We start from the raw sequence: 26814 nt of genomic DNA on the forward strand, positions 1-26814 counted from the left end.
GCCCAGCGCGGCCTGCATCAGCTCTTCTTGTTCTGCCGGTTGGCGACCAGATCATCGACGACGGCCGGGTCGGCCAGCGTCGAGGTGTCACCCAGGGCAGAAAAATCGTCCTCGGCGATCTTGCGCAGGATGCGACGCATGATCTTGCCGGAACGCGTCTTCGGCAGGCCCGGCGCGAACTGGATCTTGTCGGGCGAAGCGATGGCGCCGATCTCCTTGCGGACATGGGCAACAAGCTCCTTGCGCAGCTCTTCGGTGGGTTCGGCACCCTTCATCAAGGTGACGTAGCTGTAGATACCCTGGCCCTTGATGTCGTGGGGATAGCCCACGACCGCGGCCTCGGAAACCTTCTCATGGCTGACCAGCGCCGATTCGACTTCGGCCGTGCCCATGCGGTGGCCGGAAACGTTGATGACGTCGTCGACGCGGCCGGTGATCCAGTAATAGCCGTCGGCGTCGCGGCGGCAGCCGTCACCGGTGAAGTACTTGCCCTTGTAGGTCGAAAAATAGGTCTGCACGAAGCGGTCGTGATCGCCATAGACTGTGCGCATCTGGCCCGGCCAGGAATCGGTGATGCACAGATTGCCGTCGGCCGCACCTTCCAGCACCTTGCCCTCGCCGTCGACCAGCTGCGGCTTGATGCCGAAGAAAGGCCGCGTCGCCGAACCCGCCTTGAGGTCGGTCGCACCTGGCAGCGGCGTGATCAGGATGCCGCCGGTCTCGGTCTGCCACCAGGTGTCGACGATCGGCACCTTGCCGTTGCCGACGACGTTGAAATACCACTCCCAGGCTTCCGGGTTGATCGGCTCGCCGACCGAACCCAGCACGCGCAGCGATTTGCGCGACGTCTTCTTCACGTGCGCATCGCCGGCGCCCATCAGCGCGCGCAACGCCGTCGGCGCGGTGTAGAAGATATTGACCTTGTGCTTGTCGATGACTTCCCAGAAGCGCGACTGCGACGGATAGTTCGGCACGCCTTCGAACATCAGCGTGGTGGCGCCGTTGGCGAGCGGGCCGTAGACGATGTAGCTGTGGCCGGTTACCCAGCCGACATCGGCGGTGCACCAGTAGATGTCGCCGTCATGGTAGTCGAAGACATATTGGTGGGTCATCGAGACGTAGACGAGATAGCCGGCGGTGGTGTGCAGCACGCCCTTCGGCTTGCCGGTCGAACCCGACGTGTAGAGAATGAACAGCGGGTCCTCGGCCTTCATCTTCTCGGGCTTGCATTCGGCTTTCACCGTCGCGATCTCGTCGTGATACCAGACGTCGCGGCCTGAAACCCAGCCGGTCTTGCCGCCGGTGCGTCGCACGACCACCACCTTTTCGACTTTCGTTCCGGCTTTCGCGGCGATCTCGATCGCCCTGTCGGTGTTTTCCTTCAAAGGGATCGGCTTGCCGCCGCGCAGGCCTTCGTCAGCCGTGATAACGAAGGTCGACTTGCAGTCGTCGATGCGGCCGGCCAGCGCATCCGGCGAGAAACCGCCGAAGACGATCGAATGGACGGCGCCGATGCGCGTGCAGGCCAGCATCGCATAGGCGGCTTCCGGGATCATCGGCATGTAGATGGTGACTCGATCGCCTTTCTTGACGCCGTGTTTCTTCATCACATTGGCGAGCCGGCAGACATGCTCGTAGAGCTCGTTATAGGTGACCTTCTTGTCGTCGTAGGGATTGTCGCCTTCCCAAATGATGGCGGTCTGGTTGCCGCGCTTCTTCAGATGCCGGTCGATGCAGTTGTAGGAAACGTTGGTCAGTCCGTCCTCGAACCATTTAATCGAGACCTTGCCGTCGAAGGAGGTGTTCTTGACCTTGCTGAACGGCTTGAACCAGTCGATGCGCTTGCCGTGCTTGCCCCAGAATTTGTCCGGGTTCTTGACGCTGTCGGCATACCATTTCAGGTAGGTGTCATTGTCGATCAGCGCGTTTTTCTTCCACGCCGGCTGGACGCGATGGACATGAAACTCGGACATTCCTGACTTTCCTCCCGAACCAATCGCCGGCTTGAAATGCCGGCGGGATCGCGGCGACACGGCCGCGAATTCGGCGGCATTATTACCAGTTCCGCCGTTACGGCAACATTAGACGTTGGATTCGCGCGGCGGGATGCCGCAGGGGCTTCTCCAGGGCTGTCAGCACTCGAAGAGGTGCGCTGCTAACTGCATGTTTTCGCATGCTAAAGCCGGTTCAGATGAAGAAAAAATCAATAGACGGTTAATCAGCGGCGCGCACAATCAGCCGTGGGAGGACAGGCGAATCAACCTGGGGACCGTCATGCGCGACCATGCCGAAATGGACCTGATGCTCAAAGGCTATGGCTTGACCACTGCCAAGATTCTTTATCACTTTCCCGATCACCCGCATCTGCTGCAGAGCTTCATCTGGCAGGACTACGATCTCGCGCCGAAGTTTCCGGTGCTGATCAAGTTCATCGAATTCTGGAAGGCCAAGCTGGACGGGCCGCTGCATTCGATCAGCTACACCCACCAGAAGCTGATCGCGCCGAATGAATGGCGCAAGGTGGATGGGGAGTTTGTGCTGCACTAGGGGCAAGTTTCGCAGCAACGGCTTCTTGAGGTCGGCGTTCTACGACGCCCCCCTCTGTCCTGCCGGACATCTCCCCCTCAAGTGGGCAGATTGGCAGCTCCACCGACAACGCCGCCCCTTGTTAGGCCTGCGATTGGCGAAAGTCGCCGCGACATCCGATCTCCCCCCTTGAGGGGGAGATGTCCGGCAGGCCAGAGGGGGGCGCTGGCCCGCGAACCTTGCGCCATGACGGCCCGATGCGCTCAAACCACCGGCGGGTTCAACCGGGCAAAGCCTTCCTGCCGCCGATACGGGAAGTACGGGTAGGGCGCGGTGACTTCGCTTGCCGCGTCGAGCTGCCTTATCTGCTCCGGCGTCAAGGTCCAGCCGACGGCACCGAGGTTCTGGCGCAACTGCTCCTCGTTGCGGGCGCCGATGATGACCGACGATACGGTCGGGCGCTGCAGCAGCCAGTTGATGGCGATCTGCGGCACGGTCTTGCCGGTTTCCTCGGCCACGACATCGAGGGCATCCATCACTCGATAGAGATGCTCGTCCTCGACCGGCGGACCGAAGCTTGCCGTGTCGTGCAGCCGGCTCTGTTCCGGCAGGAGCTGGCCACGGCGGATCTTGCCGGTCAGGCGGCCCCAGCCAAGCGGGCTCCACACCAATGCACCGACACCCTGGTCGAGGCCGAGCGGCATCAGCTCCCACTCATAGTCGCGGCCGACCAGCGAATAGTAGACCTGATGGGCGACATAGCGCGGATAGCCTTGGCTGTCGGCTTGCGCCAACGACTTCATCACTTGCCATCCGGAGAAGTTGGAGACGCCGACATAGCGCAGCTTGCCGGCACGGATCAGGTTGTCCAGCGTCGACAGCACCTCCTCGATCGGCGTGCCGGCATCGAAGGCGTGTAGCTGCAAAAGGTCGATGTAGTCGGTGCCGAGGCGCCTCAGCGCATCATCCACGGATCTGATCAGCCGCGAACGTGACGAGCCGTAATCGCCCGGCCCATCGCCCATCGGCAGCGCGGTCTTGGTCGAGATCAGCACGGCATCGCGGCGGCCTTTTATCGCGTCGCCAAGCACCTGTTCAGAAGCGCCGTTCGAATAGACGTCGGCCGTGTCGAACAAATTGACACCAGCCTCCAGGCAGATGTCGATCAGCCGCCGCGCTTCCCTGGCGTCGCTGTTGCCCCAGGCGCCGAACAGCGGGCCGGAACCGCCAAAGGTTCCCGCGCCGAATGAGAGTGCGGGCACTTTCAAGCCCGATGCACCGAGACGTCGATAATCCATCTTTTTACTCCTGGTGGTATGAAGGGTGTCGGAAGGGTTTGCCGAGGGTAGTCACGAGCGGATGGAGGCAGGTGCGCCGAGCGCCGGGGTACGATCGAGACGCAGCGCCAGTCCGGCCACGCCGAGCGCCGTGAGCGGCAGCAAGGCGGCGACCCAGGTCAGGGCACCCAGGCCAAGCCCTTGGGCAATCACCGCGCCGCCAAGCCAGGCGCCTGCGGCGTTGCCGAGATTGAAAGCGGCGATGTTGAAGGACGAGGCGAGGCTCTGGCCGGCACCTTGCGCCTTGTCCAGCACCCACATCTGCAGCGGCGCCACGGTAGCAAAGGCGGCGGCACCGAGCAGGCCGACATAGATGACGGCCATCACCTGGCTGTGGATGGCGAAGGTCATCGTTGCGAGCACCAGGGCCAGCACCACGAGGCTGCCCAGCACGGCCGGCACAAGCCAGCGGTCGGCGACCTTGCCGCCAAGCAAATTGCCGGCGATGAGACCGCCGCCGAAGACGAGCAGGATCGGCGACACGGCTGCTTCCTTGAAGCCGCTTATCTCGGTCAGCAACGGAGCGATATAAGTGAAGACGGCGAAGACGCCGGCATAGCCGAGCACGGTGGTGGCGAGGCCGAGCAGGACGGGGGTGCGGCGCAAAACGGCGAGATCGGCGCGCAGGTCGCTCTTTTCGGGCGCCGTCCGGCTGCGTGGCACCAGAGCCAGGATGACGGCGAAGGCGGCCACACCGACCACTGTCACGGCCCAGAAGGTCGCGCGCCAGCCGAAGGCCTGGCCGAGCCAGGTGCCGAAGGGCACGCCGAGGATGTTGGCGATGGTCAGGCCGGTGAACATCAGCGCGATCGCCGAGGCTTGTCTGTTGGGCGCGACCAAGCCGGTGGCGACCACCGAGCCGACGCCGAAGAAAGTGCCGTGGGCAAAGGCGGTGATGATGCGGGCGCCCATCAGCGTCCAGTAGTCGGGCGCCAGCGCGCAGGCGAGATTGCCGAACGTGAAGATCGCCATCAGCGCCAGAAGCACGGTCTTGCGCGGCCAGTTGCCGGTGGCGATGGTCAGCAAGGGCGCGCCGATGACGACGCCAAGCGCATAGCCCGAAATGAGCTGGCCGGCAGCCGAAATCGAAACGCCGAGATCCTTGCTGACATCGAGCAGCAGACCCATGATAACAAATTCGGTGACGCCGATGCCGAAGGCACCGGCGGCGAGGGCGTAGAGAGCAAGAGGCATGGCGGTTTCCACTTCGATGGCGAAGAGCGCCGTCCCGCGCCCCGACCCCTGAGATCGTGCTTCCCTGCATTGTGAACCAGGCTTGCCTTGGGCATATTTTCTGTGAAATAGATTCATAAATGGCCAGGCCCGACGTCAATCGCTCCGGCGAGATCGAAGTGTTCGTGCGCGTCGTCGAGGAAGGCAGTTTCTCCTCCGCGGCACGCGCGTTGCGCATGACGCCGTCGGCGGTGAGCAAGCTGATCGCGCGGCTGGAGGCCCGGCTTGGCGCGCGGCTGGTCAGCCGCTCGACGCGAAAGCTGCAACTGACGCCGGAAGGCACAGCATTCTACGAGAGCGGCCTGCGCATCCTTGCCGACATGGCGGCAGCCGAGCAGGAGGCAGCGGCCGGTGCTTCACCGCGCGGACGTGTGCGCATTAACAGCTACGTGCCCTTCGGGGTGCATCGGCTGGTCCCGCTTCTGCCTCGGTTCCTGGAACGCTACCCCGAGATTTCGGTCGATCTGGTGCTGACCGACAGCGTCGTCGACCTGATGGCGGAGCGCGCCGATGTTGCCATCCGTGCCGGGCCATTGAGTGAGTCACGGCTGGTGGCGCGCAAGCTCGGGCAAAGCCCGGTGGTCGTTGTTGCAGCACCTTCTTACCTCGAGACGCACGGCATACCGCTGACGCCAGCCGATCTCGACAAACACAACCGCATGGGCTTCGGCTTCGTCAGGCACCTCGATGGCTGGCCGTTCCTCGACGCGGAAGGCCGCGTCATCATGATTCCGATCACCGGCAACACGCTGGTCAGCGATGGTGAGGCGATGCGGCTCATGGCACTGGCGGGCGCGGGCATCGCCCGGCTGGCGCGCTGGCATGTGGCGGAAGACATAGCGGCCGGCAGACTGGCGCCGCTGCTGGAGGCATTCAATCCGGGTGACGAGGAGCCGACCCACGCCGTCTATGTCGGCCAGGGCCGGCATCTGCCGGCGCGGGTGCGCGCCTTTCTCGATTTTCTGGGCGAGAGCGTCCGGCTGACCTGACATCTCCGGAGCCACGGCTCCCGAGATGTCAGCGTGGGCTGTATTTATGCTTTCGGCGTGAACGCCGCCGGACGGCGGCCCGCTGCCTGGCGCTCCAGCATCCAGCCTGGATATTCGGACGGCAGGGCGCTGACCTCGTCGAGACGAACCAGATCGTCGGTGTCGAGCTTCACCTCAGTGGCGGCAAGGTTCTGCTCCAGCTGCTCCATGCGGCTGGCGCCGATGATGACGCTCATCACGAAGGGCTTGGCCAGGACATAGCCGAGCGCCACCGTGGCGACGCTCACATCATGTTTTTTGGCGATGTCGCGCATGACGGCAACGGCCGCCCAGGCGCGGTCCTCATTGACCGGCGGGAAGTTGAAGGACGCGCGGCGGCCTTCGCCATTGCCGGGTGCGCCGGGACCATATTTGCCGGAGAGCAGGCCACCGGCCATCGGCGACCACACCATCAGGCCGAGCTTCTCCTCATTGAGCAGCGGCACGATCTCGCGCTCGAGATCGCGGCCGGCGATCGAATAGTAGGACTGCACGGTCTCGAAACGGGCAAAGCCCTTGCGCTCGGCGATGCCGAGCGCCTTGGCGATGCGCCATGCCGCCCAGTTGGAGACGCCGACATAGCGGACCTTACCGCTGGCAACCAGATCGTCGAGCGCTCGCAGCGTCTCGTCGATCGGCGTCACCGTGTCGGTGCCGTGCAACTGGTAGAGATCGATATGGTCGAGCTGCAGCCGCTCCAAGCTGGCATCGACCGAATCCATGATGTGGCCGCGTGACGAGCCGCGCTGGTTGGGGCCTTCACCCATGGCGCCATGCGTCTTGGTGGCGATGACCACATTCTGCCTGTTGACCTTGAGATCCCTGAGCGACTGGCCGAGCAACCGTTCGGATTCGCCAAAGGAGTAGACGTCGGCCGTATCGAAGAAATTGACGCCAGCGGCAAGCGAATGGGCAACGATCTCGTTGACGCCCTTCTGGTCGAGGCTGGCGATCAGGCCCCATTGGGCATTCTGACCGGCGGCGCCGAAGGTCATGGTGCCGAGGCACAGTTCGGAGACGAACATCCCCGTATTTCCAAGCTGGTTGTAGCGCATGGTGGCGGCTCCAGAGAGTTTGTGATGACGCAAAGCAAATAGGAACGGTACGTTTCGTTTCCAGTCCTGGAGCAACGAGCCTCTCGGATTGGCCCAAAGGCCGTTGCGTCTCAGCGAGTGCCGAAGATCGCCGAACCGACGCGGACGCTGGTGGCACCGAAGGCGATCGCCGTTTCGTAGTCCCCGGACATGCCCATCGAGAGTTTGGCGACGTCGGCTTCCTTGCTAAGCTTCTCCAGCAGGGCGAAGTGGGGACCGGGGTTCTCGTCGGCCGGCGGGATGCACATCAGGCCTTCGATGGCGAGGCCGTGCACGTCGCGGCAGCGGGCGACGAAGGCCACGGCCTCGCGGGGCTCGATGCCGGCCTTCTGCGGCTCGGAGCCGGTGTTGACCTGGACATAGAGTTTTGGCGCGCGGCCCTGTTTGGCGATCTCCTTGGCGAGTTCGGCGGCGATCTTCTCGCGATCGACCGTCTCGATGACGTCGAACAGTGCTACCGCTTCCCTAGCCTTGTTGGATTGCAGCGGGCCGATCAGATGCAGTTCGATGTCGGGAAATGCGTCCTTCAGATCAGGCCATTTGGCTTGCGCCTCCTGCACCCGGTTCTCGCCGAAGACGCGCTGGCCGGCTTCGATGACCGGGCCGATGTCGGCGGCATCAAAGGTCTTTGAGACCGCGACCAGGGTCACGGCGCCGGCTTCGCGGCCGGCCTCGCGTTCGGCGGCGGCGATCTTCGCCTTGACCGCGAAAAATTGCTGAACGGCGTCACCCATATGCAAATCCTGCTGTTTTGACCGGCGTTTTTGTCAGACGCGGTACCCATATGGTTGACGGGTTTGCCAAACCATGGTGAACACCCGGACCACATTCCCTGAACTGCCGAGCCATCGCCCGCAGTTCGCGCATGCTTTTAAGTGAAAAACGTCCCATGGCAACCGAACGATACAATCCGCGCGCGTCAGAGCCCAAATGGCAGAAGGCCTGGGACGCCAAGAAGCTGTTCGAAGCGCACAATGACGATCCGCGCCCGAAATACTACGTGCTGGAGATGTTCCCCTATCCGTCGGGGCGCATCCATATCGGTCATACCCGCAATTACACGATGGGCGACGTGGTGGCGCGCTACAAGCGGGCCAAGGGCTTCAACGTGCTGCACCCGATGGGCTGGGACGCCTTCGGCATGCCGGCCGAAAACGCGGCGATGCAGAACAAGGTCCACCCCAAGGAGTGGACCTACCAGAACATCGCCACCATGCGCGAGCAGCTCAAGGTCATGGGGCTGTCGCTGGACTGGGCGCGCGAATTCGCCACCTGCGACGTCGATTACTACCACCGCCAGCAGATGCTGTTCCTCGACTTTGTCGAGAAGGGGCTGGTGATGCGCAAATCCTCCAAGGTCAACTGGGATCCGGAGGACATGACGGTGCTTGCCAACGAGCAGGTCATCGACGGGCGCGGCTGGCGCTCGGGCGCGCTGGTCGAACAGCGCGAACTGACGCAGTGGTTCTTCAGGATCACCGACTTCGCCCAGGATCTGCTGGATTCGCTCGAAGGCCTCGACGAATGGCCGGAAAAAGTGAAGCTGATGCAGCAGAACTGGATCGGCCGCTCGGAAGGCCTGCTGATCCGTTGGCCTCTGGCCGACGCCTCTGATGGCGAGCATGAGCTGGAAGTCTATACGACAAGGCCCGACACCATCTTCGGCGCTTCCTTCATGGCTGTCGCCGCCGATCATCCGTTGGCCAAGAAGGCCGCTGCGCACAATCCGGCACTGGCGAAGTTCATCGAGGATATCGGCCATATGGGCACCTCGGTGGCGGCGCTGGAGACAGCTGAGAAGAAGGGTTTTGACACCGGCCTCCGCGTCGTCCATCCGTTTGACGACAACTGGACGCTGCCTGTCTATGTCGCCAATTTCGTGCTGATGGAATACGGCACCGGCGCCATTTTCGGCTGCCCGTCCGGCGACCAGCGCGACCTCGACTTCGCCAACAAATATGGCCTGCCGGTGATTCCGGTGGTGATGCCGGAAGGCGAGAATCCGGCGACGTTCCAGATCATCGATGAAGCCTATGTCGATGACGGCGTGATGATCAATTCGCGCTTTCTCAACGGCATGAAGCCGGATCAGGCTTTCGACGAAGTCGCCAAACTGCTGGAGCAGAAGACGATCGGCAACCGGCCGATGGCCGAGCGCAAGGTGAATTTCCGCCTGCGCGATTGGGGCATTTCGCGCCAGCGCTACTGGGGCTGCCCTATCCCGATGATCCATTGCGAGGCTTGCGGCGTGGTGCCGGTGCCGAAGGCGGACCTGCCGGTGAAGCTGCCCGACGATGTCGATTTCGACCGCCCGGGCAATCCGCTCGACCGTCATCCGACATGGCGGCATGTGAAATGTCCGCAATGCGGCAGGGATGCGCGGCGCGAAACCGACACGATGGACACGTTCGTCGATTCGTCGTGGTATTTTGCCCGCTTCACCGCGCCGTGGGCACATGAACCGACCGATCCCAAGGCGGCCAACGAATGGCTGCCGGTCGACCAGTATATTGGCGGGATCGAGCACGCGATCCTGCATCTGCTCTATTCGCGCTTCTTCACCCGCGCCATGCGCGAGGCCGGCCATGTCGATCTGGCCGAGCCGTTCAAGGGCCTGTTCACGCAAGGCATGGTGGTGCACGAAACCTATCGCGTTGGCTCGGCATCGAACGGCCGCTGGCTGGCGCCCACCGAAGTTCGGCTGGAGGACGTCGACGGCAAGCGCAGCGCCATCGAGATCGCCACCGGCGAGACCGTCTCCATCGGCCCGCTGGAAAAGATGTCGAAGTCGAAGAAGAACACGGTGAGCCCGGAAGACATCACCGATGGCTACGGCGCCGATACGGCGCGCTGGTTCATGCTGTCGGATTCGCCTCCCGAGCGCGATGTCGAGTGGACCGACGATGGCGCCGCCGGCGCGCATCGCTTCATCCAGCGCATCTGGCGCCTGGTGTCGACGGCGGCCGAAACACTGGCCGGCATCAAGCCCGTGGCGGCCAGCAGCGGCGAGGCCGCGGTGGTTTCCAAGGCCGCGCACAAGATCCTCAAGGCGGTCGGAGAGGATATCGAGAAGCTCGCTTTCAACCGCGCCATCGCCCGCATCTACGAACTGGCCAACGCGCTGACCACGCCGCTTAACGAGGTGGCCGAAGGCAAGGCCGATGCAGCGCTGAAAGGCGCCTGCCGGCAGGCGGTGGAGATTCTCGTGCATCTGATCGCGCCGGTCATGCCGCATCTGGCCGAGGAGTGCTGGGCAACGCTCGGCGGCACCGATCTCGTTGCCGAACGGCCGTGGCCGGTCTTCGATCCGGCGCTGGTCGTCGACAACGAAGTCACCTATCCGGTACAGGTCAACGGCAAGAAGCGGGGGGATTTGACAATTGCCCGCGACGCGGACCAAGGTGCGGTCGAAAAAGCGGTATTGGCTCTCGACTTCGTGCAGAAAGCACTCGAAGGGAAGGCTCCGCGCAAGGTGATCATCGTGCCGCAGAGGATCGTCAATGTCGTTGCCTGATCGGGAAAAGACAGAGTTGAGCCATTTGCTGCGCCGCATGGCGCTTGCCGGCCTGATAGGTTCGCTCGCGCTTGTCTCGGCCTGCACGGTGCGGCCGCTCTATTCGAGCGCGCCACTGTCGGGTTCGCAGGCCAGTGCCAGTGCCGAACTGGCGTTGATCGGCATCAAGCCGGTCAATACGCGTTACGGCCAACAGGTGCGCAACAATCTCATTTTCGGGTTTGGACGAGGCGCCGGCGAGCCGGCCTCGCCGGCCTATTCGCTCAATCTCGGCGTGACCGAAGCGGTCGAGTCCGCGGCACTTGTGCAGGTCGGAACCGACGAAGACGAGCCGACCGCCGGTTCCGTGACGCTGACCGGCAGCTATACGCTGGCCGATGCGAAGACCGGCGTGGTGATCGCATCCGGCAAGCGTTCGATCACCTCGTCCTTCGACAGGCCGCGTCAGGAATTCGCCGCATACCGGGCGCAGATCGACGCCGAGAATCGCGCGGCGCGAGAGTTGGCGGAAGCGCTGCAGCTGTCCATTGCCCAGGACCTTGTCCGGCACGGCAAGACCGGCTAGCGCACCTCATCTGCTTCACGAAAACGGTCTGGCGCCCCAGGCATGACGGGATGATCGTGGGATCATGACCAGATTCCCGAACAGAGCCAGATTCTGAACAGAGATTGTCCGAAGAGACCCATCGGCCTGCTATAGCACAGCGAGTAGATCGCGCCACAGCGGTGGGTGCGGCGAGGCGACGATCGTGCCACGTCGCTCGCAGACTGCCACGAAGATTTTGGCGCTCAGGATCGTCGGCGACCCATCCGGGAAGCAACTGTTAACCACTCGCTCCCTATTGCTCGGCAGACATTTCAGAGTGAGTCTTGAGAATGGAAGCCAAGCGTTTTTCCCGGGTCAATTTGTCGACGGCCGCATCGCCTGATGATCCCGAGGGGAAGCGCTCCGAGAGCATCGGCGACAGGGGTGGTCAGCGAAGTTCTTCCGCGGCAAGCGACCTTGATCGTCCGGCTCGCAAGGAAACGGCCGGCCGGCAGCCCGCCACACGCCAGGCCGGCTATTCCGCGCCGGTGGTCGATCTCGGCGGCAACAAGCGGCCCTATATGGAGCCGCGGAGTGGCTCCGACGACACGCCTTCGAAAATCGGCGATATCGAGAGCCCTGCCTGGCAGGAATATTTCTTCCTTGCACCCAACGTGCGTTTTACACGCACGCCGGATTATGAGGCCAGGAAGCATCATCCGCAGCACGAGCGTGTCGTCGAACACGGCGCGACGCGCCCGGCACAGCAAGCCGTTGCGCAACCCATGGTCGGCAGGGCGTCCTCCGCGCCCTCGCTCCTGGCATTGCCGGCGTCGGTGAAAAGCCCTGCCTCCCAGCCGCAGACTGGGCAGGCCACGCAAGGGCCACTGCCGCCGGCTGCTGCTTTTGTCCCGTCCGTGCGCGCCAGGGAGAGGGTGCCAGCCGTTGCGCCGGTGCCGCCGAGGACGGTCGCAACGGGACGGGCATCCGCGCGTGCGTCCGTTGCTCCGGGCGCCCCGACCAAAACCGAAAGGCAGCGCTGGCCCTATCTTTCGGATCATGCCTTCTTCGAGGCTATGGCACCCTATCTGGTCGACGTTTCGCCGTCGGCCCGGCAAACCGGTTCAGCGTCGCCTGCGCCGCTCGCCGCAGCGCCAGTCACCACCATGCCGATCGACATCCGCCCGACGACAGGGACCGATGCCACCGCCTTGTTTCGTGTCATCGACTGCCTGCCGGGCCAGGCCTTGAAGCCGTTGCCGGATGTTTGGCCGGCCAATTCGAACCAGGCCGTCGCCCAACCTGACGTGCCGGCGAGCAATGCGCTGTCGCCGGTCCAGCCTGTCATAATTCCAGCCGCCAAAAGCGATGCCGTTTCCGCGCCGGCCGCGCCAAATGCGAACGTCCCTGCCAAGGCCGTTGGCGCCCGCTCTGCACGCTTGCCTGGGGCTGGAAAGGTGGTGCTGTCAACCGCGGGCGATCCCTACGAGCTTCCCTCGGAAGAGCTGTTGCAGCAGCCACCGGAGGGACAAGGTTTCTACATGTCGCAGGAGCGGCTCGAGCAGAACGCGGATCTGCTGGAAAGCGTGCTCGAAGACTTCGGCGTGCGTGGCGAGATCATTCATGTTCGTCCCGGCCCGGTCGTCACGCTCTATGAGTTCGAACCGGCGCCGGGCGTCAAATCTTCTCGCGTCATCGGGCTTGCCGACGATATCGCCCGCTCCATGTCGGCGATTTCGGCGCGCGTCGCCGTCGTGCCCGGCCGCAACGTCATCGGCATCGAGCTCCCGAACGAGATGCGCGAAACCGTCTATTTCCGGGAGCTGATCGAATCGGAGGGCTTCCGCAAGACGAGCTGCAAGCTGGCGCTGTGTCTCGGCAAGACGATCGGCGGTGAGCCGGTCATCGCCGAGCTGGCGAAGATGCCGCATCTGCTCGTGGCCGGAACCACCGGCTCCGGCAAGTCGGTCGCCATCAACACCATGATCCTGTCGTTGCTCTATCGGCTGAAGCCGGAAGAATGCCGGCTGATCATGGTCGATCCCAAAATGCTCGAACTCTCTGTCTATGACGGCATCCCGCATCTTCTGACGCCCGTCGTCACGGATCCCAAGAAAGCCGTCACGGCGCTCAAATGGGCGGTGCGCGAAATGGAGGACCGGTATCGCAAGATGGCGCGGCTCGGTGTGCGCAACATCGACGGCTACAACGAGCGCGCCGCCCAAGCCCGCGACAAGGGCGAAACCGTCGTCATGACGGTGCAGACCGGCTTCGAAAAGGGCACCGGCGAACCGCTTTTCGAACAGCAGGAAGTAGACCTGGCGCCGATGCCCTACATCGTCGTCATCGTCGACGAGATGGCCGACCTGATGATGGTCGCCGGCAAGGAGATCGAAGGCGCCATCCAGCGTCTGGCGCAGATGGCGCGTGCTGCCGGCATCCACCTGATCATGGCAACGCAGCGTCCCTCGGTCGACGTCATCACGGGCACGATCAAGGCCAATTTCCCGACCCGGATTTCCTTCCAGGTGACGTCGAAGATCGACAGCCGCACCATCCTGGGCGAGCAGGGCGCCGAGCAGCTGCTCGGCCAGGGCGACATGCTGCACATGATGGGTGGCGGGCGCATTTCGCGCGTGCATGGGCCGTTTGTCTCCGACGCGGAGGTCGAGCACGTCGTGGCGCATCTCAAGGCGCAGGGCCGGCCTGAATATCTGGAAACCGTGACCGCCGACGAGGATGAGGAAGAAATCGACGAGGACCAGGGCGCGGTCTTCGACAAGGGATCGGTTGCAGCCGAAGACAGCGATGCGATCTACGACGAGGCGGTCAAGGTGGTGGTGCGCGACAAGAAGTGTTCGACCTCCTACATCCAGCGCCGCCTCGGCATCGGCTACAACCGCGCCGCATCCCTGGTCGAGCGTATGGAAAAGGAAGGATTGGTCGGCGCACCCAACCATGTTGGCAAACGCGAAATCATCATGGGCCGGCGCCAGCCGGCGACCGTGCCTGAGGATGACGGCGCGGACTGAGCGACCCCGGCCGTTATGGGATCATGCTTCAGGGGATGCTTCAGCTGCGGGTCAAGCTCGTGAATTCCATCACCTATCCCAGCCTAAACCTTAAGCATCTACACTAGCGGTTAGTGACGGCCTTTCCAATGCTGACGACCACATAGGATAACCAGCCAATGACATGCCCGAAGAAATAGACGCACAGTCCCAAATATGTAAGCAACGCAATCACAAATAGCTTCTCACCTAACGCAACATTCGTCACGAAGCCTTGAGGCAACAGGGCAAGAATCCAACCGAAGTGAAGGCCCCAGCTACACCCCCATTGACCACACGTCCGGTTGGCACTCAGCACCGTTGCGCCAAGCCACACGACCGAAATCACTATGAAACTCACCCACGAATAGCGTTTGTCCCGAATGAGGCCGTAGATTGAAAATGCCTTTGCGAAAGCGAGTCCTATTGATGCAAGAACAGAAAAGGCGATTGAGATTAGAAGGCTCATGTTCGACCCAGTAGCTAAAACATCGAAGCTACAGCCAGCACCTTTACAAAGGGTTCGACCAAGTCATCGTTTTTTAAGTTCGTCGAAGGGCATCTCTCTAGCGTGATATCCAGGGTATGCTTCAGCAGCGTGTCGATCTGGTGAACTCGATCAAATATCCTGTTTTGAACTTGTCGCTCTCGATTTCAGCTGGATGCAATGCTGCGATGCAGTAAAGCCAAAAGAGCTAGTGCAAGGCACGCAAAAACAAAGACTTGGAAAGTCACCCCACCCGCAGCACATAAAAAAGACCGGTTGCCCGGTCTTTTTTCACTGCAAGCGCATTGGCTTCAGCCGATCGCCATCTCAGCCAATCGATTGGCCGGTCTTGGCCCAGTCGGCGAGGAAGGCGGCGAGGCCCTTGTCGGTCAGCGGATGGTTGACCAGGGCCTTCAGGGTCGCCGGCGGCGCGGTCACAACATCGGCGCCGATCAGTGCCGCCTGCTTGACGTGGTTCACGGTGCGCACGGAAGCGACGAGGATCTCGGTCTGGAAATCGTAATTGTCGTAGATCTGCCGGATCTCCTGGATCAGTTCCATGCCATCGATGCCGATGTCGTCGATTCGGCCGACGAAGGGCGAGATGAACGAGGCGCCGGCCTTGGCCGCAAGCAGCGCCTGGTTGGCCGAAAAGCACAGGGTGACGTTGACCAGGCGGTTCATCTCGGTGCGGATCGTCTTGCAAGCCTTGAGACCGTCCAGCGTCAGCGGCACCTTGATGCAGACATTGTCGGCGATCTTGGCCAGAACCTTGGCCTGCTGCATCATCTCGGAATATTCGGTGGCGGTGACTTCAGCCGAGACCGGACCCTTGACGATGTCGCAAATCTGTTTGGTGACCTCGGCGATCTTGCCGCCGGATTTGAGGATCAGCGACGGATTGGTGGTGACGCCGTCGAGCAGCCCCAGATCGTTCAGCTCACGGATATCCTTGACGTCGGCGGTGTCGACAAAAAATTTCATGGCGGGTCTCCTGAAGATTTTCATGTGCATGCCATGCACATTTGGGGTCGGCCTTTGATCTAGACCAAAGTCAGGGCAAGGTCACGCCTCATGATCGAAGATTCGCCCTTTGTCGCAGCCGCACCGGTGCTGGTGCCGATGCCCGCCGAACGCCCCTACACCTACGCCGTGCCGGCCGGCATGCGCGTGGTGCCGGGCTCGATCGTGCGTGTGCCGCTCGGGCCGCGCCAGGTCGCCGGCATCGTCTGGGATGGCGCGGTCGAGAAGGTCGACGCGAAAAAGCTGCGCCCCATCGAACAGGTCTTCGATTGCCCGCCGATCGACCGCGCGATGCGCCGTTTCGTCAACTGGGTGGCGCAGTACACGCTGTCGCCGCCGGGCATGGTGGCGCGCATGCTGCTTCGGGCGCCGGAGGCTTTCGACCCCGAACCGTGGATCGAGGGGTTGCAGCGCACGCTTCTCGCACCTGACCGGATGACGGGCGCCAGGCAGCGCGTGCTGGAGACGGCCGAAGGCGGCCTTGCCTGGACGCGCTCCGGCCTCGCTCACGCCGCCGGCGTGTCCTCGACGGTGATCGACGGCCTGAGGGCGCAAGGCGTGTTCGAGACCGTGATGATCCCGCCGCGCCCGGTGGTGGCCGCGCCCGATCCCGGCTACGCTATTCCGGAACTGATGCCGGACCAGGGCGCCGCGGCGCAGATGCTGCGCGCCAATGTCGCAGCCGGCGTGTTCAACGTCGCGTTGCTCGACGGCGTCACCGGTTCGGGTAAGACCGAGGTCTATTTCGAGGCGGTGGCGGCTGCGCTCGACCAGGGCAGGCAGGTTCTGATCCTGCTGCCGGAAATCGCGCTGACGCATGCCTTTCTCGAGCGCTTCCAGCAGCGCTTCGGCGCCAAGCCGGGCGAATGGCATTCCGACCTGCCGCCGCGGATGCGCGAAAAAGTCTGGCGGCAAGTGGCGGAAGGCGGCGTGCGGGTCGTCGCCGGCGCGCGCTCGGCGCTGTTCCTGCCGTTCAAGGAGATCGGCCTTATCGTCGTCGACGAGGAGCACGACCCTGCCTACAAGCAGGAGGACCGCGTCTTCTACAATGCGCGCGACATGGCGGTGGTGCGCGGCCATATCGGCAGCTTCCCCGTGGTGCTGGCGTCGGCGACGCCGTCGGTCGAAAGCCGGGTCAATGCCAGCCAAGGTAAATATAACAGGGCGGTGCTTTCCGCTCGCTTCGCCGAGGCAGCACTTCCGCATCTGAAGGCGGTCGACATGCGGCGTGCGCCGCCGGCGCGTGGCGGTTTCCTGTCGCCGGTTCTGCTCGACCAGATGCGCCAGACGCTGGAGAGGCAGGAGCAATCGCTGCTGTTCCTCAACCGGCGCGGCTATGCGCCACTGACGCTGTGCCGGGTCTGCGGCCATCGCTTCGGCTGCCCGGTCTGCTCGGCCTGGCTGGTCGAGCACCGGTTTCGCGGGCAACTCGTCTGCCATCATTGCGGCCACAATGAGCGCCGCCCCGAAGCCTGCCCGGAATGCGGCACGCTGGATCATCTGGTCGCCTGCGGGCCGGGTGTCGAGCGCATCGCCGAAGAGGTCGTTACGCATTTTCCCGACGCGCGCACCATCGTCCTGTCGTCCGACCTGATGGGCGGCGTGCGGCGGCTGCGGCTGGAACTGGAGGCGATCGCCGATGGCGAGGCCGACATCGTCATCGGCACGCAGCTCGTTGCCAAGGGCCACAATTTCCCGAACATGACCCTTGTCGGCGTCGTCGATGCCGATCTCGGCCTTGCCAATGGCGATCCGCGTGCCGCCGAGCGCACCTTCCAGCTGCTTAGCCAGGTCACCGGCCGCGCCGGCCGCACCGGCAAGAAGAGCCTGGGACTGCTGCAGACCTTTCAGCCCGACCACCCGGTGATGCGGGCGATCGTCTCGGGCGACGCCGAGGCATTTTACGAACGTGAGATCGCCGAGCGCGAACGGGCTGCCCTGCCGCCCTTCGGCCGGCTCGCGGGTGTCATCGTCAGTGCGGTGACACGAGCGGAAGCCGAGGGCCACGCACGTGGCCTGCGCCGCGCCGCACCCGAGGCGTCAGATCTGTTCGTGCTGGGGCCAGCCGAGGCGCCACTGTCACTGCTCGGCGGCCGCCACCGCTTCCGGCTGCTGATCCAGGGCGAACGGCGCGCCGACATGCAAGGTTTCATCAGGGCCATGCTGGCCAACGGGCCGAAGCAACGCGGCTCGGTCCGGGTGCAGGTCGACGTCGACCCGCAGAGTTTTTTGTAAGGTTGCGCTTTCAGCGATAGGTTGCCCGCAAGCCAGCGAGATGTGGAAACTCATATGAAGACCCTTGGCCTGCTCGGCGGCATGAGCTGGGAATCGACCGCCATCTACTATCGCCTGCTCAACGAGATCGTGCGCGAACGGCTGGGTGGGCTGCATTCCGCGAAACTGCTTCTGTGGTCGTTCGACTTTGCCGAAATCGCCGAGCGGCAGCATCACGGCGATTGGGACGGTGCCGGCGTGCTCCTCGTAGAAGCGGCGCGCAAGCTTGAGACCGGCGGCGCGGAAGGTCTGCTTTTGTGCACCAACACCATGCACAAACTGGCCGATCAGGTGCAGGCGTCGGTGTCGATCCCGCTGATCCACATCGCCGATGCCACCGCAGTGGCGGTCAAGCGTGCCGGAATGCAGCGTCCGGCGCTGCTGGCGACGCGCTTCACCATGGAGCAGGATTTCTACAAAGGCCGGCTCGCTGACAGATTTGGCTTGGACCCGGTGGTGCCGGGTGCGGCCGGGCGCGACATGGTCCATCGCGTCATCTACGACGAGTTGTGCCAGGGCATGGTCAAGGAGACTTCAAAGGCGGCCTATATCGCCGAGACCGAACGCCTGCGCCGCGAAGAGGCGGCCGACAGCGTCATCATGGGCTGCACCGAGATCACCATGCTCATCGGCCAGCAGGATTTCGACATCCCGGTCTTCGACACGACGCGCATCCATGCCGAGGCGGCTGTGGAATTCGCGCTCGGTTGATGCGCGCTGCCTAAAGTACCTGGACCCATCTGGCGCGGGGGCTTTCCTCCGTTAGAATGCCCGGAATTTCAAAACAGGCATTTCGAGGGGACAAGATGGATTTTGCGCTTCCATGGCCGACGAGCCAGGGCGAATGGCTGGCGTGGTCGAGCGCCGTCTTCACGGTGCTGCTCGGGCTTTTGTTCTTCCTGGCGCCGGGTCTCGCCTTTCGTGCCCTGCGCCTGCAGGTCAAGCCAGAGAAGGCTGCGGCGATCGCCGAGGGGCGCGGCAGGATGTCGGGCTTTTATCTCGGTGTCGGCCTGTGCTGTATCCTGCTGGCGCAGCCGCTGATCTACATGGCGCTTGGCTTCTCCTGGCTGTTCACTGCCTTCGGCCGGCTGCTGTCGATGATGTCTGATGGCGCCAACACGCCTTTCAATTGGGTTTCCATTGTGCTGGAATTGGTCCTGGCGGCGTTGCCGCTCGCCTTCGCCTTCGGCTTTCTGCCCTGAATCGTTGGGTATTCCGCGATGGAAGACGGGCGACTTTCGCCGGATGCGACAATAGTGCCTGAAAACCATGCGGAACGACGCATTGCGGTCTTAAAATGCCTGTGCTAGACGGCAATCGACTTTCGGCCGGGGATAGCGGAAGCCGCGCCTCCGTGCTCGAAAAAATGCAGTAAGGTCAAAGATTTAGCCAGAGTTTTTGCTCGCGCCAACAATCTACGGCCTGTCAGACAAGAGAAAAGACGGTCCGTGGCTCAATCGTCATCGCCAATCTCAGGTGTCGCAGAACGCTATGCGGGTTCGCTGTTCGAACTCGCCCTGCAGGCAAATTCCGTGGCCAAGGTCGAAGCCGACCTCAACAGTTTCGAAATCATGCTCGCGGGCAGCGCTGATCTCACCCGGCTGATCAACAGCCCGGTGTTCTCCAGCGAGGACCAGGCGAAGGCCATCGCGGCGATCGCCGACAAGGCCGGGATCACCGGCCTTACCGGAAATTTCCTGCGTGTCGTCGCCCGCAACCGCCGGCTGTTCGCCATTCCCGGCATGATCAGGGCGTTCCGCCAGATATCAGCCGAACACCGTGGCGAGACCGCTGCTGAAGTGACGTCGGCTCACGCGCTGACGGCTGTCCAGCAGACCGAACTCAAGGCGGCGCTGAAGAGCGTTGCCGGCAAGGATGTGGCTATCTCCGTCACCGTCGATCCGTCGCTGCTCGGCGGGCTGGTGGTCAAGATGGGCTCGCGCCAGATCGATACGTCGCTCAAAACCAAACTCAATTCGCTCAAGCTTGCACTGAAAGAGGTCGGCTGATGGACATCCGCGCCGCGGAAATTTCCGCAATTCTGAAAGACCAGATCAAGAATTTCGGCAAGGAGGCCGAGGTCTCCGAAGTTGGACAGGTGCTGTCCGTCGGTGACGGTATCGCTCGTGTCTACGGCCTCGACAATGTCCAGGCCGGCGAGATGGTCGAATTCCCCGGCGGCATCCGCGGCATGGCGCTCAACCTCGAAGCCGACAATGTCGGCGTCGTCATCTTCGGCGCCGACCGCGACATCAAGGAAGGCGACATCGTCAAGCGCACCGGCGCCATCGTCGACGTTCCCGTCGGCCCAGGCCTGCTCGGCCGCGTCGTCGATGCGCTCGGCAATCCGATCGATGGCAAGGGTCCGATCAAGGCAGTCGAGCGCAAGCGCGTCGACGTCAAGGCGCCCGGCATCATTCCGCGCAAGTCGGTGAACGAGCCGATGTCGACCGGTCTCAAGGCCATCGATGCGCTGATCCCGGTCGGCCGCGGCCAGCGCGAGCTGGTCATCGGCGATCGCCAGACCGGCAAGACCGCCATCATCCTCGACACGATGCTCAACCAGAAGTCGGTGCACGACAACGGCCCCGAGAAGGAAAAGCTCTACTGCGTCTACGTCGCCGTCGGCCAGAAGCGCTCGACCGTCGCGCAGTTCGTCAAGGTGCTGGAAGAGCGCGGCGCGCTCGAATACTCGATCATCATCGCCGCCACCGCTTCCGACCCGGCGCCGATGCAGTTCCTGGCGCCGTTCGCCGGCTGCACCATGGGTGAATATTTCCGCGACAACGGCATGCACGCGCTGATCAGCTATGACGATCTGTCGAAGCAGGCCGTCGCCTATCGCCAGATGTCGCTGCTGCTGCGCCGCCCGCCGGGCCGCGAAGCCTATCCGGGCGACGTGTTCTACCTGCACTCGCGCCTGCTCGAGCGCGCCGCCAAGCTCAACGACGATCTGGGCGGCGGGTCGCTGACCGCTCTGCCGATCATCGAGACGCAGGCCAACGACGTGTCGGCCTACATCCCGACCAACGTGATCTCGATCACCGACGGCCAGATCTTCCTCGAAACCAACCTGTTCTTCCAGGGCATCCGTCCTGCGGTGAACGTCGGTCTATCGGTGTCGCGCGTCGGCTCGGCCGCGCAGATCAAGGCGATGAAGCAGGTTGCCGGCTCGATCAAGGGCGAGCTCGCGCAGTACCGCGAAATGGCGGCCTTCGCGCAGTTCGGCTCGGATCTCGACGCTGCCACGCAGCGCCTGCTCAACCGCGGATCGCGCCTGACCGAACTCCTGAAGCAGCCGCAGTTCTCGCCGCTGAAGACGGAAGAGCAGGTCGCGGTGATCTTCGCCGGCGTCAACGGTTATCTCGACAAGCTGCCGGTCAACCAGGTCGGCAAGTTCGAGCATGGCCTGCTCAGCCACATGCGTGCGGCCGGCAAGGACGTTCTCGACGCCATCCGCAAGGAAAAGGCACTGTCGGACGATCTGCGCGCCAAGCTGAAGGCCGAGATCGACGCTTTCGCCAAGACCTTCGCCTGAGCGAAGCGACAAGACGGGATCAGGTTTGAAGCATGCCTTCATTAAAAGACCTTCGTAACCGTATCGCCTCGGTCAAGGCGACGCAGAAGATCACCAAGGCGATGCAGATGGTCGCTGCGGCGAAGCTGCGCCGTGCGCAAGAGGCTGCGGAAGCGGCGCGCCCCTATTCGGAGCGCATGGGTTCCGTGCTGGCGAACATCACCCAGGCGATCGGCGGCGGTGGCGATGCCCCGGCGCTGATGACCGGCACCGGCAAGGATGATGTGCATCTGCTCGTCGTCTGCACCGCCGAGCGCGGCCTGTGCGGCGGCTTCAATTCGCAGATCGCCCGTCTTGCCCGCGACCACATCCGCAAGCTTTTGGCCGACGGCAAGCAGGTCAAGATCATCTGCGTCGGCAAGAAGGGTTTCGACATCCTGCGCCGCGACTACGCGTCGCTGATCATCGATCGCGTCGATCTGCGCGAGGTCAAGACACTCGGTTTCGTCAATGCCGATGCCATCGCCAAGAGGGTCATCCATCTCTTCAACGAGGGCGGCTTCGACATCTGCACGCTGTTCTATTCGCAGTTCAAGTCGGTGATCAGCCAAATCCCGACCGCGCAGCAGATCATTCCGGCGGGCGCTGCTTCGGCTCAGGCGGAAGTGACGGATGGCGGCAAGGCTGTCTATGAATACGAACCGGAGCCGGGCGAAATCCTATCCGATCTCATTCCGCGCAACATCTCGGTGCAGCTTTTCCGGGCACTGCTCGAAAACGCGGCCGGCGAGATGGGCGCCAAGATGAGCGCCATGGACAATGCGACGCGCAACGCCGGCGAGATGATCAACAAACTGTCGATCACCTATAACCGCCAGCGGCAGGCGCAGATCACCAAGGAACTGATCGAAATCATTTCGGGCGCCGAGGCGCTCTAGGCGCGGTCCGCGGGTTTTTTGCCCGCGACCGGACCGCGTGAGAAACAAAGGACGAAAAGGGTAAAGACGATGGCGAAAGCAGCGACCCCCCAGAAGGCAGCCCCCAAGGCCGCAGCCGCGAAGGCAGCAGCCCCCGCGAAGGCGGCAAAGGCTCCAGCAGCAGCCGCGAAGGCGGCCCCGGCCAAGGCAGCAGCACCGGCGAAGACCGCAGCTGCCAAGACATCGGCAGTGGCCAGCAAGGCAACCGGCGTTGTCGGCAAGGTCCGCCAGGTCATCGGCGCCGTCGTCGACGTGCAGTTCGGCGATCACCTGCCGGCGATCCTGAACGCGCTCGAGACGACCAATGTCGGCAACCGTCTGGTGCTCGAAGTCGCCCAGCACCTGGGTGAAAACACCGTGCGCTGCATCGCCATGGACTCGACCGAAGGTCTGGTTCGCGGCCAGGAAGTGCGTGACACCGGCGCGCCGATCACCGTGCCGGTCGGCCCGGGCATGCTCGGCCGCATCATCAACGTCATCGGCGAGCCGGTCGACGAAGAAGGCCCGGTCGACGCGATCGAAATGCGCTCCATCCACCAGCCGGCTCCGACCTATGTCGAGCAGTCGACGGAAGCACAGATCCTGATCACCGGCATCAAGGTGCTCGACCTCTTGGCTCCCTACGCCAAGGGCGGCAAGATCGGCCTGTTCGGCGGCGCCGGCGTCGGCAAGACCGTGCTGATCCAGGAACTGATCAACAACATCGCCAAGGCGCATGGCGGCTATTCGGTGTTCGCCGGCGTCGGCGAGCGCACCCGCGAAGGCAACGATCTCTATCACGAGTTCATCGAATCCGGCGTCAACAAGAAGGGCGGCGGCGAAGGCTCCAAGGCCGCGCTCGTCTACGGCCAGATGAACGAGCCGCCGGGCGCGCGCGCCCGCGTCGGCCTGACTGGCCTGACGGTTGCGGAGTATTTCCGCGACCAGGGCCAGGACGTGTTGTTCTTCGTCGACAACATCTTCCGCTTCACGCAGGCTGGCTCGGAAGTGTCGGCTCTGCTCGGCCGTATTCCTTCGGCCGTGGGCTATCAGCCGACGCTCGCCACCGACATGGGCGCGCTGCAGGAACGCATCACCACCACCACCAAGGGCTCGATCACCTCCGTGCAGGCCATTTACGTGCCCGCCGACGACTTGACCGATCCGGCGCCGGCGACCTCGTTCGCCCACCTTGACGCGACGACGACGCTCAACCGCGCCATCGCCGAAAAGGGCATCTATCCGGCCGTCGATCCGCTGGATTCGACCTCGCGCATGCTCGACCCGCTGGTCGTCGGCGACGAGCATTATGGCGTCGCCCGCCAGGTGCAGTCGATCCTCCAGCGCTACAAGTCGCTGCAGGACATCATCGCCATCCTGGGCATGGACGAGCTGTCGGAAGAAGATAAGCAGACCGTGGCCCGCGCCCGCAAGATCGAGCGCTTCCTGTCGCAGCCCTTCTTCGTCGCCGAAGTGTTCACCGGCGCCCCGGGCAAGCTGGTCGACCTCGCCGACACCATCAAGGGCTTCAAGGGCCTCTGCAACGGCGACTACGATCACCTTCCGGAAGCTGCCTTCTACATGGTCGGCGGCATCGAGGAAGCGGTCGAGAAAGCACAGCGCCTCGCGGCTGAAGCGGCGTAATCAAGCGAATAGCGAATAGGGAGTAGCGAATAGGGAATATGGGCCGGCGAATTCTTCTTCTGACTACTCGCTGCTCGCTATTCGCTATTCGCTAAATTGATCATGGCTGAAGCTTTCAAGTTCGAACTGGTCTCGCCGGAGCGCCTGCTTGTTTCCGAGCAGGTTGAATCCGTCGTCATTCCGGGAGCCGAAGGCGAGATGACCGTGATGGCGCATCACGCGCCGGTCATGACGACGATCAAGCCGGGTGTCGTCACCGTAAAGACCGCAGCGGGCGGCGAAGAACGCTATGTGGTGTTCGGCGGCTTCGCCGACATCGTTCCGGCCGGCTGCACGCTGCTGGCGGAATCGGCTGTCGCGGTGAAGGATGTCGACCGCGCCGATCTCGCGCGCCGCATCCAGGAAGCCAAAGAAGACGCCACTGATGCCAAGGACGACGAGGCTCGCAGCAAGGCGGAACAGTTCCTTAGCCAGCTCACCACGCTGGAAGGCGCCATCCTGCCGGCTTGAAATTCGGTTCGATGAAAGAGTAAAAAGCGGGGCCTTGCCTCGCTTTTTTGTTTAAATGCCCAAGGCTGCGAAAGCCAATGTCGGGCCGTCTCGTCGCAGGTGGACGAGATGCACGGCCACGAGCTCGATCAAGGTCTGGCGCTCGGCATGGTCCCTGGCGAAGCCGGCGAGGTCGAACACCGCGGTCACGGTTTCGTTCGCCGGCAGTTGCTCGCCCAAAAGTGCCGTCAACGCCGCGTCGAGCGGATCCGTGAAATGGCCCTCCGGCAAGGTTTTTCCTCGTGCGGCGCAAGCAGCGATCCAGGCAGCCACCACCAACGTGAGATGGACCAGCTCGGTACCGGCTTCTAGACATTCGATGGCGGAAGCGACGATGCGCTGCGGCAATTTCTGGCTGCCGTCATTGGCGATCTGCGCCGTACGGTGGGCAAGTGCAGTGTTGGCAAAACGCTCAGCGAGCTCCGCGGTATAAGCGCTCGTGTCGAGCCCGGCATCCTCGGGCAGGGTCGGGATGGCTTCGGCCCACAATGCATCGACGAATTGCCGGATCGCCGGGTCGGCGAAGGCGCGGTCGACGGTGGCATGACCGCTGAGCAGGCCAAGATAGGCGATGGCCGAATGCGAGCCGTTGAGCAGCCTGAGCTTCATGTCCTCGAACGGGCCGACGTCGCGAACCATGGTGACGCCGAACTGTTCCCAGTCCGGGCGGCCCGCTGGGAAATTGTCTTCGACCACCCATTGGCAGAACGGCTCGGTCATGACAGGCCAAGCGTCCTCGGCACCGAGTTCTTCAGCGATCCGCGCCCGATCGGCATCGGTGGTTGCCGGCACGATGCGGTCGACCATGCTTGAAGGAAAGGCGACCTGATGGGCGATGTGATCGGCGATTCTAACGTCGCTCTTCACGCCATGCTTGGCATCGCGCAATTCGGCGAATTCGGTCAGCAGCCGATGCAGCGTGGCGCCGTTGGCCGGCAGATTGTCGCAACAGAGCACGGTAAAGGGCGGCGTGCCGGCGGCGCGTCGCCGGGCAAGCGCCTCGGTCAGGAAACCATGCGCTGTCTTCGGCATCTGCGGATTGGCCAGATCATGGGCGATATCGGGATGAGCAGCGTCCAATCCGCCGCCAGCCGCCCTCAGATAGGCCTTTTCGGTGATCGTAAGCGTGACGATGCGGGTGCGCGGATCGGTCAGCGCGGCCAGCACCGCGCTCGGATCCTCCGGCGCCACCAGCATCGCGGTAATCGAGCCGATGACCTGAAGTTTTTCGGTTCCACTGCTTCTGATCGCCAGCGTGTAGAGCCCATCCTGCGGCGTGAGTGCGTCGCGCGTGTCGGCGCTGCGCAGCGAAACGCCTGTTATGCTCCAATCCGTCTCGCCGGCCGCCAGGCAATCGTCGACATAGGCGGCCTGGTGGGCGCGATGGAAGGCGCCGACGCCAAGATGCACGATGCCCGGGACGATGCGGCTGCGGTCGTACGAAGGCGTCGCGATCGAAGCCGGCAGTGCGCGCACCGTCTTCGTGGAAAGGCGTTCGGTGGTCGTGGTGCGACTGGTCTGGTCGGATGACATGAGTGGCCTCGGCAGGGATCGGCAAAGCGGCGTAACATTCGATTTCCCGCCACACAATGGGCCGAAAAGTCATCATACAACAATCTAATTTTTGTATGTTGACATTATTTCTTGCCGCCCCTACCGATAGCGGCCCTGGGAGGATTGCCGTGCCACTGACCGATGCGGATTTGCTGTTTCCCGCCGAGGCGCATTCGCGCTCGGTTGCCCGCGATCTCTATGCCGGGATCAAGGACCTGCCCCTGGTCAGCCCGCATGGCCACACCGATCCGCGTTGGTATGCGCTGAACGAGCCGTTCCCGGATCCGGCGCAACTGCTCATCGTCCCGGACCACTACATCTTCCGCATGCTGTTCAGCCAAGGCGTCCGCCTTGAGGATCTCGGCGTGGCGACGCTGGACGGCGCGCCTGTCGAGACAGACGGCCGGACGATCTGGCGTCGTTTTGCCGAGCACTATTATCTGTTTCGGGGCACACCGACCCGGCTGTGGTTCGATCATGTGCTTGCCGATCTGTTCGGCAT

At 63.2% G+C, this 26814-nt stretch carries 22 protein-coding genes; 14 read left to right on the forward strand and 8 right to left on the reverse strand.

Annotation, left to right across the window (positions count from 1 at the left end; genetic code table 11):
* Positions 1-17 precede the first annotated feature (17 nt).
* Entirely contained in the window at positions 18-1973 is a 1956-nt protein-coding gene (gene acs / locus EN925_RS00965) for an acetate--CoA ligase (RefSeq protein ID WP_127368803.1), read from the reverse strand.
* A 301-nt stretch (positions 1974-2274) separates the two neighbouring features.
* Between acs and EN925_RS00970 the strand changes: the two genes are divergently transcribed.
* The gene (locus EN925_RS00970) at positions 2275-2547 is read left to right on the forward strand and encodes an usg protein (protein WP_013529022.1); all 273 of its coding nucleotides are present in this window, start codon (positions 2275-2277) and stop codon (positions 2545-2547) included.
* 242 nt (positions 2548-2789) lie between these two features.
* Here EN925_RS00970 and EN925_RS00980 read toward each other — a convergent pair whose 3' ends face one another.
* Together EN925_RS00980 and EN925_RS00985 are read right to left on the reverse strand one after the other, a co-directional pair.
* Positions 2790-3824, reverse strand: coding sequence for an aldo/keto reductase (locus EN925_RS00980; protein ID WP_024504215.1), 1035 nt, complete (start codon positions 3822-3824; stop codon positions 2790-2792).
* A gap of 51 nt (positions 3825-3875) precedes the next feature.
* On the reverse strand, positions 3876-5057 hold the full coding sequence (locus tag EN925_RS00985; RefSeq protein ID WP_127368099.1) for an MFS transporter: 1182 nt from the start codon (positions 5055-5057) through the stop codon (positions 3876-3878).
* Between the two features lie 119 nt (positions 5058-5176).
* On the opposite strand from EN925_RS00985, the gene EN925_RS00990 reads away from it, so the two are divergent.
* Positions 5177-6085 carry a LysR substrate-binding domain-containing protein gene (locus EN925_RS00990; RefSeq protein ID WP_013529025.1) on the forward strand — a complete coding sequence of 303 codons (909 nt, stop codon included), beginning with the start codon at positions 5177-5179 and terminating at the stop codon, positions 6083-6085.
* A 44-nt stretch (positions 6086-6129) separates the two neighbouring features.
* Here EN925_RS00990 and EN925_RS00995 read toward each other — a convergent pair whose 3' ends face one another.
* Both EN925_RS00995 and EN925_RS01000 read right to left on the reverse strand, forming a co-directional pair.
* Entirely contained in the window at positions 6130-7179 is a 1050-nt protein-coding gene (locus EN925_RS00995) for an aldo/keto reductase (protein WP_013529026.1), read from the reverse strand.
* A gap of 110 nt (positions 7180-7289) precedes the next feature.
* On the reverse strand, positions 7290-7952 hold the full coding sequence (locus EN925_RS01000; protein ID WP_127368100.1) for a YggS family pyridoxal phosphate-dependent enzyme: 663 nt from the start codon (positions 7950-7952) through the stop codon (positions 7290-7292).
* Positions 7953-8107: 155 nt separating this feature from the next.
* Between EN925_RS01000 and leuS the strand changes: the two genes are divergently transcribed.
* The 3 genes from leuS to EN925_RS01015 all read left to right on the forward strand — a co-directional run bounded on the left by leuS (position 8108) and on the right by EN925_RS01015 (position 14290).
* The gene (gene leuS, locus EN925_RS01005; RefSeq protein WP_127368101.1) at positions 8108-10732 is read left to right on the forward strand and encodes a leucine--tRNA ligase; all 2625 of its coding nucleotides are present in this window, start codon (positions 8108-8110) and stop codon (positions 10730-10732) included.
* Positions 10719-11297 (forward strand): LPS assembly lipoprotein LptE, encoded by a 579-nt coding sequence (gene lptE, locus EN925_RS01010; protein ID WP_013529029.1) that lies wholly within the window; start codon positions 10719-10721, stop codon positions 11295-11297. Before leuS ends, lptE begins: the two co-directional genes overlap by 14 nt.
* Positions 11298-11608: 311 nt before the next feature.
* Complete coding sequence (locus EN925_RS01015) at positions 11609-14290, forward strand: DNA translocase FtsK (protein ID WP_127368102.1); 2682 nt, start codon at positions 11609-11611, stop codon at positions 14288-14290.
* Between the two features lie 103 nt (positions 14291-14393).
* Here the strand turns inward: EN925_RS01015 and EN925_RS01020 are convergent, their stop codons facing one another.
* Both EN925_RS01020 and fsa read right to left on the reverse strand, forming a co-directional pair.
* On the reverse strand, positions 14394-14777 hold the full coding sequence (locus EN925_RS01020; RefSeq protein WP_127368103.1) for a hypothetical protein: 384 nt from the start codon (positions 14775-14777) through the stop codon (positions 14394-14396).
* 345 nt (positions 14778-15122) lie between these two features.
* Positions 15123-15779 carry a fructose-6-phosphate aldolase gene (gene fsa / locus EN925_RS01025; protein ID WP_024504222.1) on the reverse strand — a complete coding sequence of 219 codons (657 nt, stop codon included), beginning with the start codon at positions 15777-15779 and terminating at the stop codon, positions 15123-15125.
* Positions 15780-15869: 90 nt separating this feature from the next.
* Between fsa and EN925_RS01030 the strand changes: the two genes are divergently transcribed.
* From EN925_RS01030 to EN925_RS01065, 8 genes are all read left to right on the forward strand, one after another.
* Positions 15870-18053, forward strand: a complete 2184-nt coding sequence (locus EN925_RS01030; protein ID WP_127368104.1) for a primosomal protein N' — start codon at positions 15870-15872, stop codon at positions 18051-18053.
* A 54-nt stretch (positions 18054-18107) separates the two neighbouring features.
* Positions 18108-18803: an aspartate/glutamate racemase family protein gene (locus EN925_RS01035; protein WP_127368105.1), complete on the forward strand. Its 696-nt coding sequence runs from the start codon at positions 18108-18110 to the stop codon at positions 18801-18803.
* A 95-nt stretch (positions 18804-18898) separates the two neighbouring features.
* A complete protein-coding gene (locus EN925_RS01040; RefSeq protein ID WP_013529034.1) occupies positions 18899-19294 on the forward strand; it encodes a DUF4345 family protein in 396 nt (131 codons plus the stop codon).
* Between the two features lie 246 nt (positions 19295-19540).
* A complete protein-coding gene (locus EN925_RS01045; protein ID WP_013529035.1) occupies positions 19541-20101 on the forward strand; it encodes a F0F1 ATP synthase subunit delta in 561 nt (186 codons plus the stop codon).
* Positions 20101-21630 (forward strand): F0F1 ATP synthase subunit alpha, encoded by a 1530-nt coding sequence (atpA, locus tag EN925_RS01050; RefSeq protein ID WP_013529036.1) that lies wholly within the window; start codon positions 20101-20103, stop codon positions 21628-21630. The genes EN925_RS01045 and atpA overlap by 1 nt, the downstream gene beginning before the upstream one ends.
* A gap of 32 nt (positions 21631-21662) precedes the next feature.
* Entirely contained in the window at positions 21663-22547 is an 885-nt protein-coding gene (locus EN925_RS01055; RefSeq protein ID WP_128336275.1) for a F0F1 ATP synthase subunit gamma, read from the forward strand.
* A 69-nt stretch (positions 22548-22616) separates the two neighbouring features.
* A complete protein-coding gene (atpD, locus tag EN925_RS01060) occupies positions 22617-24209 on the forward strand; it encodes a F0F1 ATP synthase subunit beta (RefSeq protein WP_024504228.1) in 1593 nt (530 codons plus the stop codon).
* Positions 24210-24311: 102 nt separating this feature from the next.
* Entirely contained in the window at positions 24312-24719 is a 408-nt protein-coding gene (locus EN925_RS01065) for a F0F1 ATP synthase subunit epsilon (protein ID WP_013529039.1), read from the forward strand.
* 51 nt (positions 24720-24770) lie between these two features.
* Here the strand turns inward: EN925_RS01065 and EN925_RS01070 are convergent, their stop codons facing one another.
* Complete coding sequence (locus tag EN925_RS01070) at positions 24771-26291, reverse strand: mannitol dehydrogenase family protein (RefSeq protein WP_127369162.1); 1521 nt, start codon at positions 26289-26291, stop codon at positions 24771-24773.
* A 95-nt stretch (positions 26292-26386) separates the two neighbouring features.
* Between EN925_RS01070 and EN925_RS01075 the strand changes: the two genes are divergently transcribed.
* On the forward strand, positions 26387-26814 hold a 428-nt coding region (locus EN925_RS01075; RefSeq protein WP_164894101.1), incomplete at its 3' end, for a glucuronate isomerase.

This window comes from Mesorhizobium sp. M7A.F.Ca.US.006.04.2.1 (assembly GCF_004022915.1).
Taxonomy (GTDB): domain Bacteria; phylum Pseudomonadota; class Alphaproteobacteria; order Rhizobiales; family Rhizobiaceae; genus Mesorhizobium; species Mesorhizobium ciceri.

Bases quoted from the DNA above. Each gene is read 5' to 3' on its own strand.
- acs (WP_127368803.1), bottom strand. From the start codon at position 1,973: ATGTCCGAGTTTCATGTCCATCGCGTCCAGCCGGCGTGGAAGAAAAAC.
- EN925_RS00970 (WP_013529022.1), top strand. From the start codon at position 2,275: ATGCGCGACCATGCCGAAATGGACCTGATGCTCAAAGGCTATGGCTTG.
- EN925_RS00980 (WP_024504215.1), bottom strand. From the start codon at position 3,824: ATGGATTATCGACGTCTCGGTGCATCGGGCTTGAAAGTGCCCGCACTC.
- EN925_RS00985 (WP_127368099.1), bottom strand. From the start codon at position 5,057: ATGCCTCTTGCTCTCTACGCCCTCGCCGCCGGTGCCTTCGGCATCGGC.
- EN925_RS00990 (WP_013529025.1), top strand. From the start codon at position 5,177: ATGGCCAGGCCCGACGTCAATCGCTCCGGCGAGATCGAAGTGTTCGTG.
- EN925_RS00995 (WP_013529026.1), bottom strand. From the start codon at position 7,179: ATGCGCTACAACCAGCTTGGAAATACGGGGATGTTCGTCTCCGAACTG.
- EN925_RS01000 (WP_127368100.1), bottom strand. From the start codon at position 7,952: ATGGGTGACGCCGTTCAGCAATTTTTCGCGGTCAAGGCGAAGATCGCC.
- leuS (WP_127368101.1), top strand. From the start codon at position 8,108: ATGGCAACCGAACGATACAATCCGCGCGCGTCAGAGCCCAAATGGCAG.
- lptE (WP_013529029.1), top strand. From the start codon at position 10,719: ATGTCGTTGCCTGATCGGGAAAAGACAGAGTTGAGCCATTTGCTGCGC.
- EN925_RS01015 (WP_127368102.1), top strand. From the start codon at position 11,609: ATGGAAGCCAAGCGTTTTTCCCGGGTCAATTTGTCGACGGCCGCATCG.
- EN925_RS01020 (WP_127368103.1), bottom strand. From the start codon at position 14,777: ATGAGCCTTCTAATCTCAATCGCCTTTTCTGTTCTTGCATCAATAGGA.
- fsa (WP_024504222.1), bottom strand. From the start codon at position 15,779: ATGAAATTTTTTGTCGACACCGCCGACGTCAAGGATATCCGTGAGCTG.
- EN925_RS01030 (WP_127368104.1), top strand. From the start codon at position 15,870: ATGATCGAAGATTCGCCCTTTGTCGCAGCCGCACCGGTGCTGGTGCCG.
- EN925_RS01035 (WP_127368105.1), top strand. From the start codon at position 18,108: ATGAAGACCCTTGGCCTGCTCGGCGGCATGAGCTGGGAATCGACCGCC.
- EN925_RS01040 (WP_013529034.1), top strand. From the start codon at position 18,899: ATGGATTTTGCGCTTCCATGGCCGACGAGCCAGGGCGAATGGCTGGCG.
- atpA (WP_013529036.1), top strand. From the start codon at position 20,101: ATGGACATCCGCGCCGCGGAAATTTCCGCAATTCTGAAAGACCAGATC.
- EN925_RS01055 (WP_128336275.1), top strand. From the start codon at position 21,663: ATGCCTTCATTAAAAGACCTTCGTAACCGTATCGCCTCGGTCAAGGCG.
- atpD (WP_024504228.1), top strand. From the start codon at position 22,617: ATGGCGAAAGCAGCGACCCCCCAGAAGGCAGCCCCCAAGGCCGCAGCC.
- EN925_RS01065 (WP_013529039.1), top strand. From the start codon at position 24,312: ATGGCTGAAGCTTTCAAGTTCGAACTGGTCTCGCCGGAGCGCCTGCTT.
- EN925_RS01070 (WP_127369162.1), bottom strand. From the start codon at position 26,291: ATGTCATCCGACCAGACCAGTCGCACCACGACCACCGAACGCCTTTCC.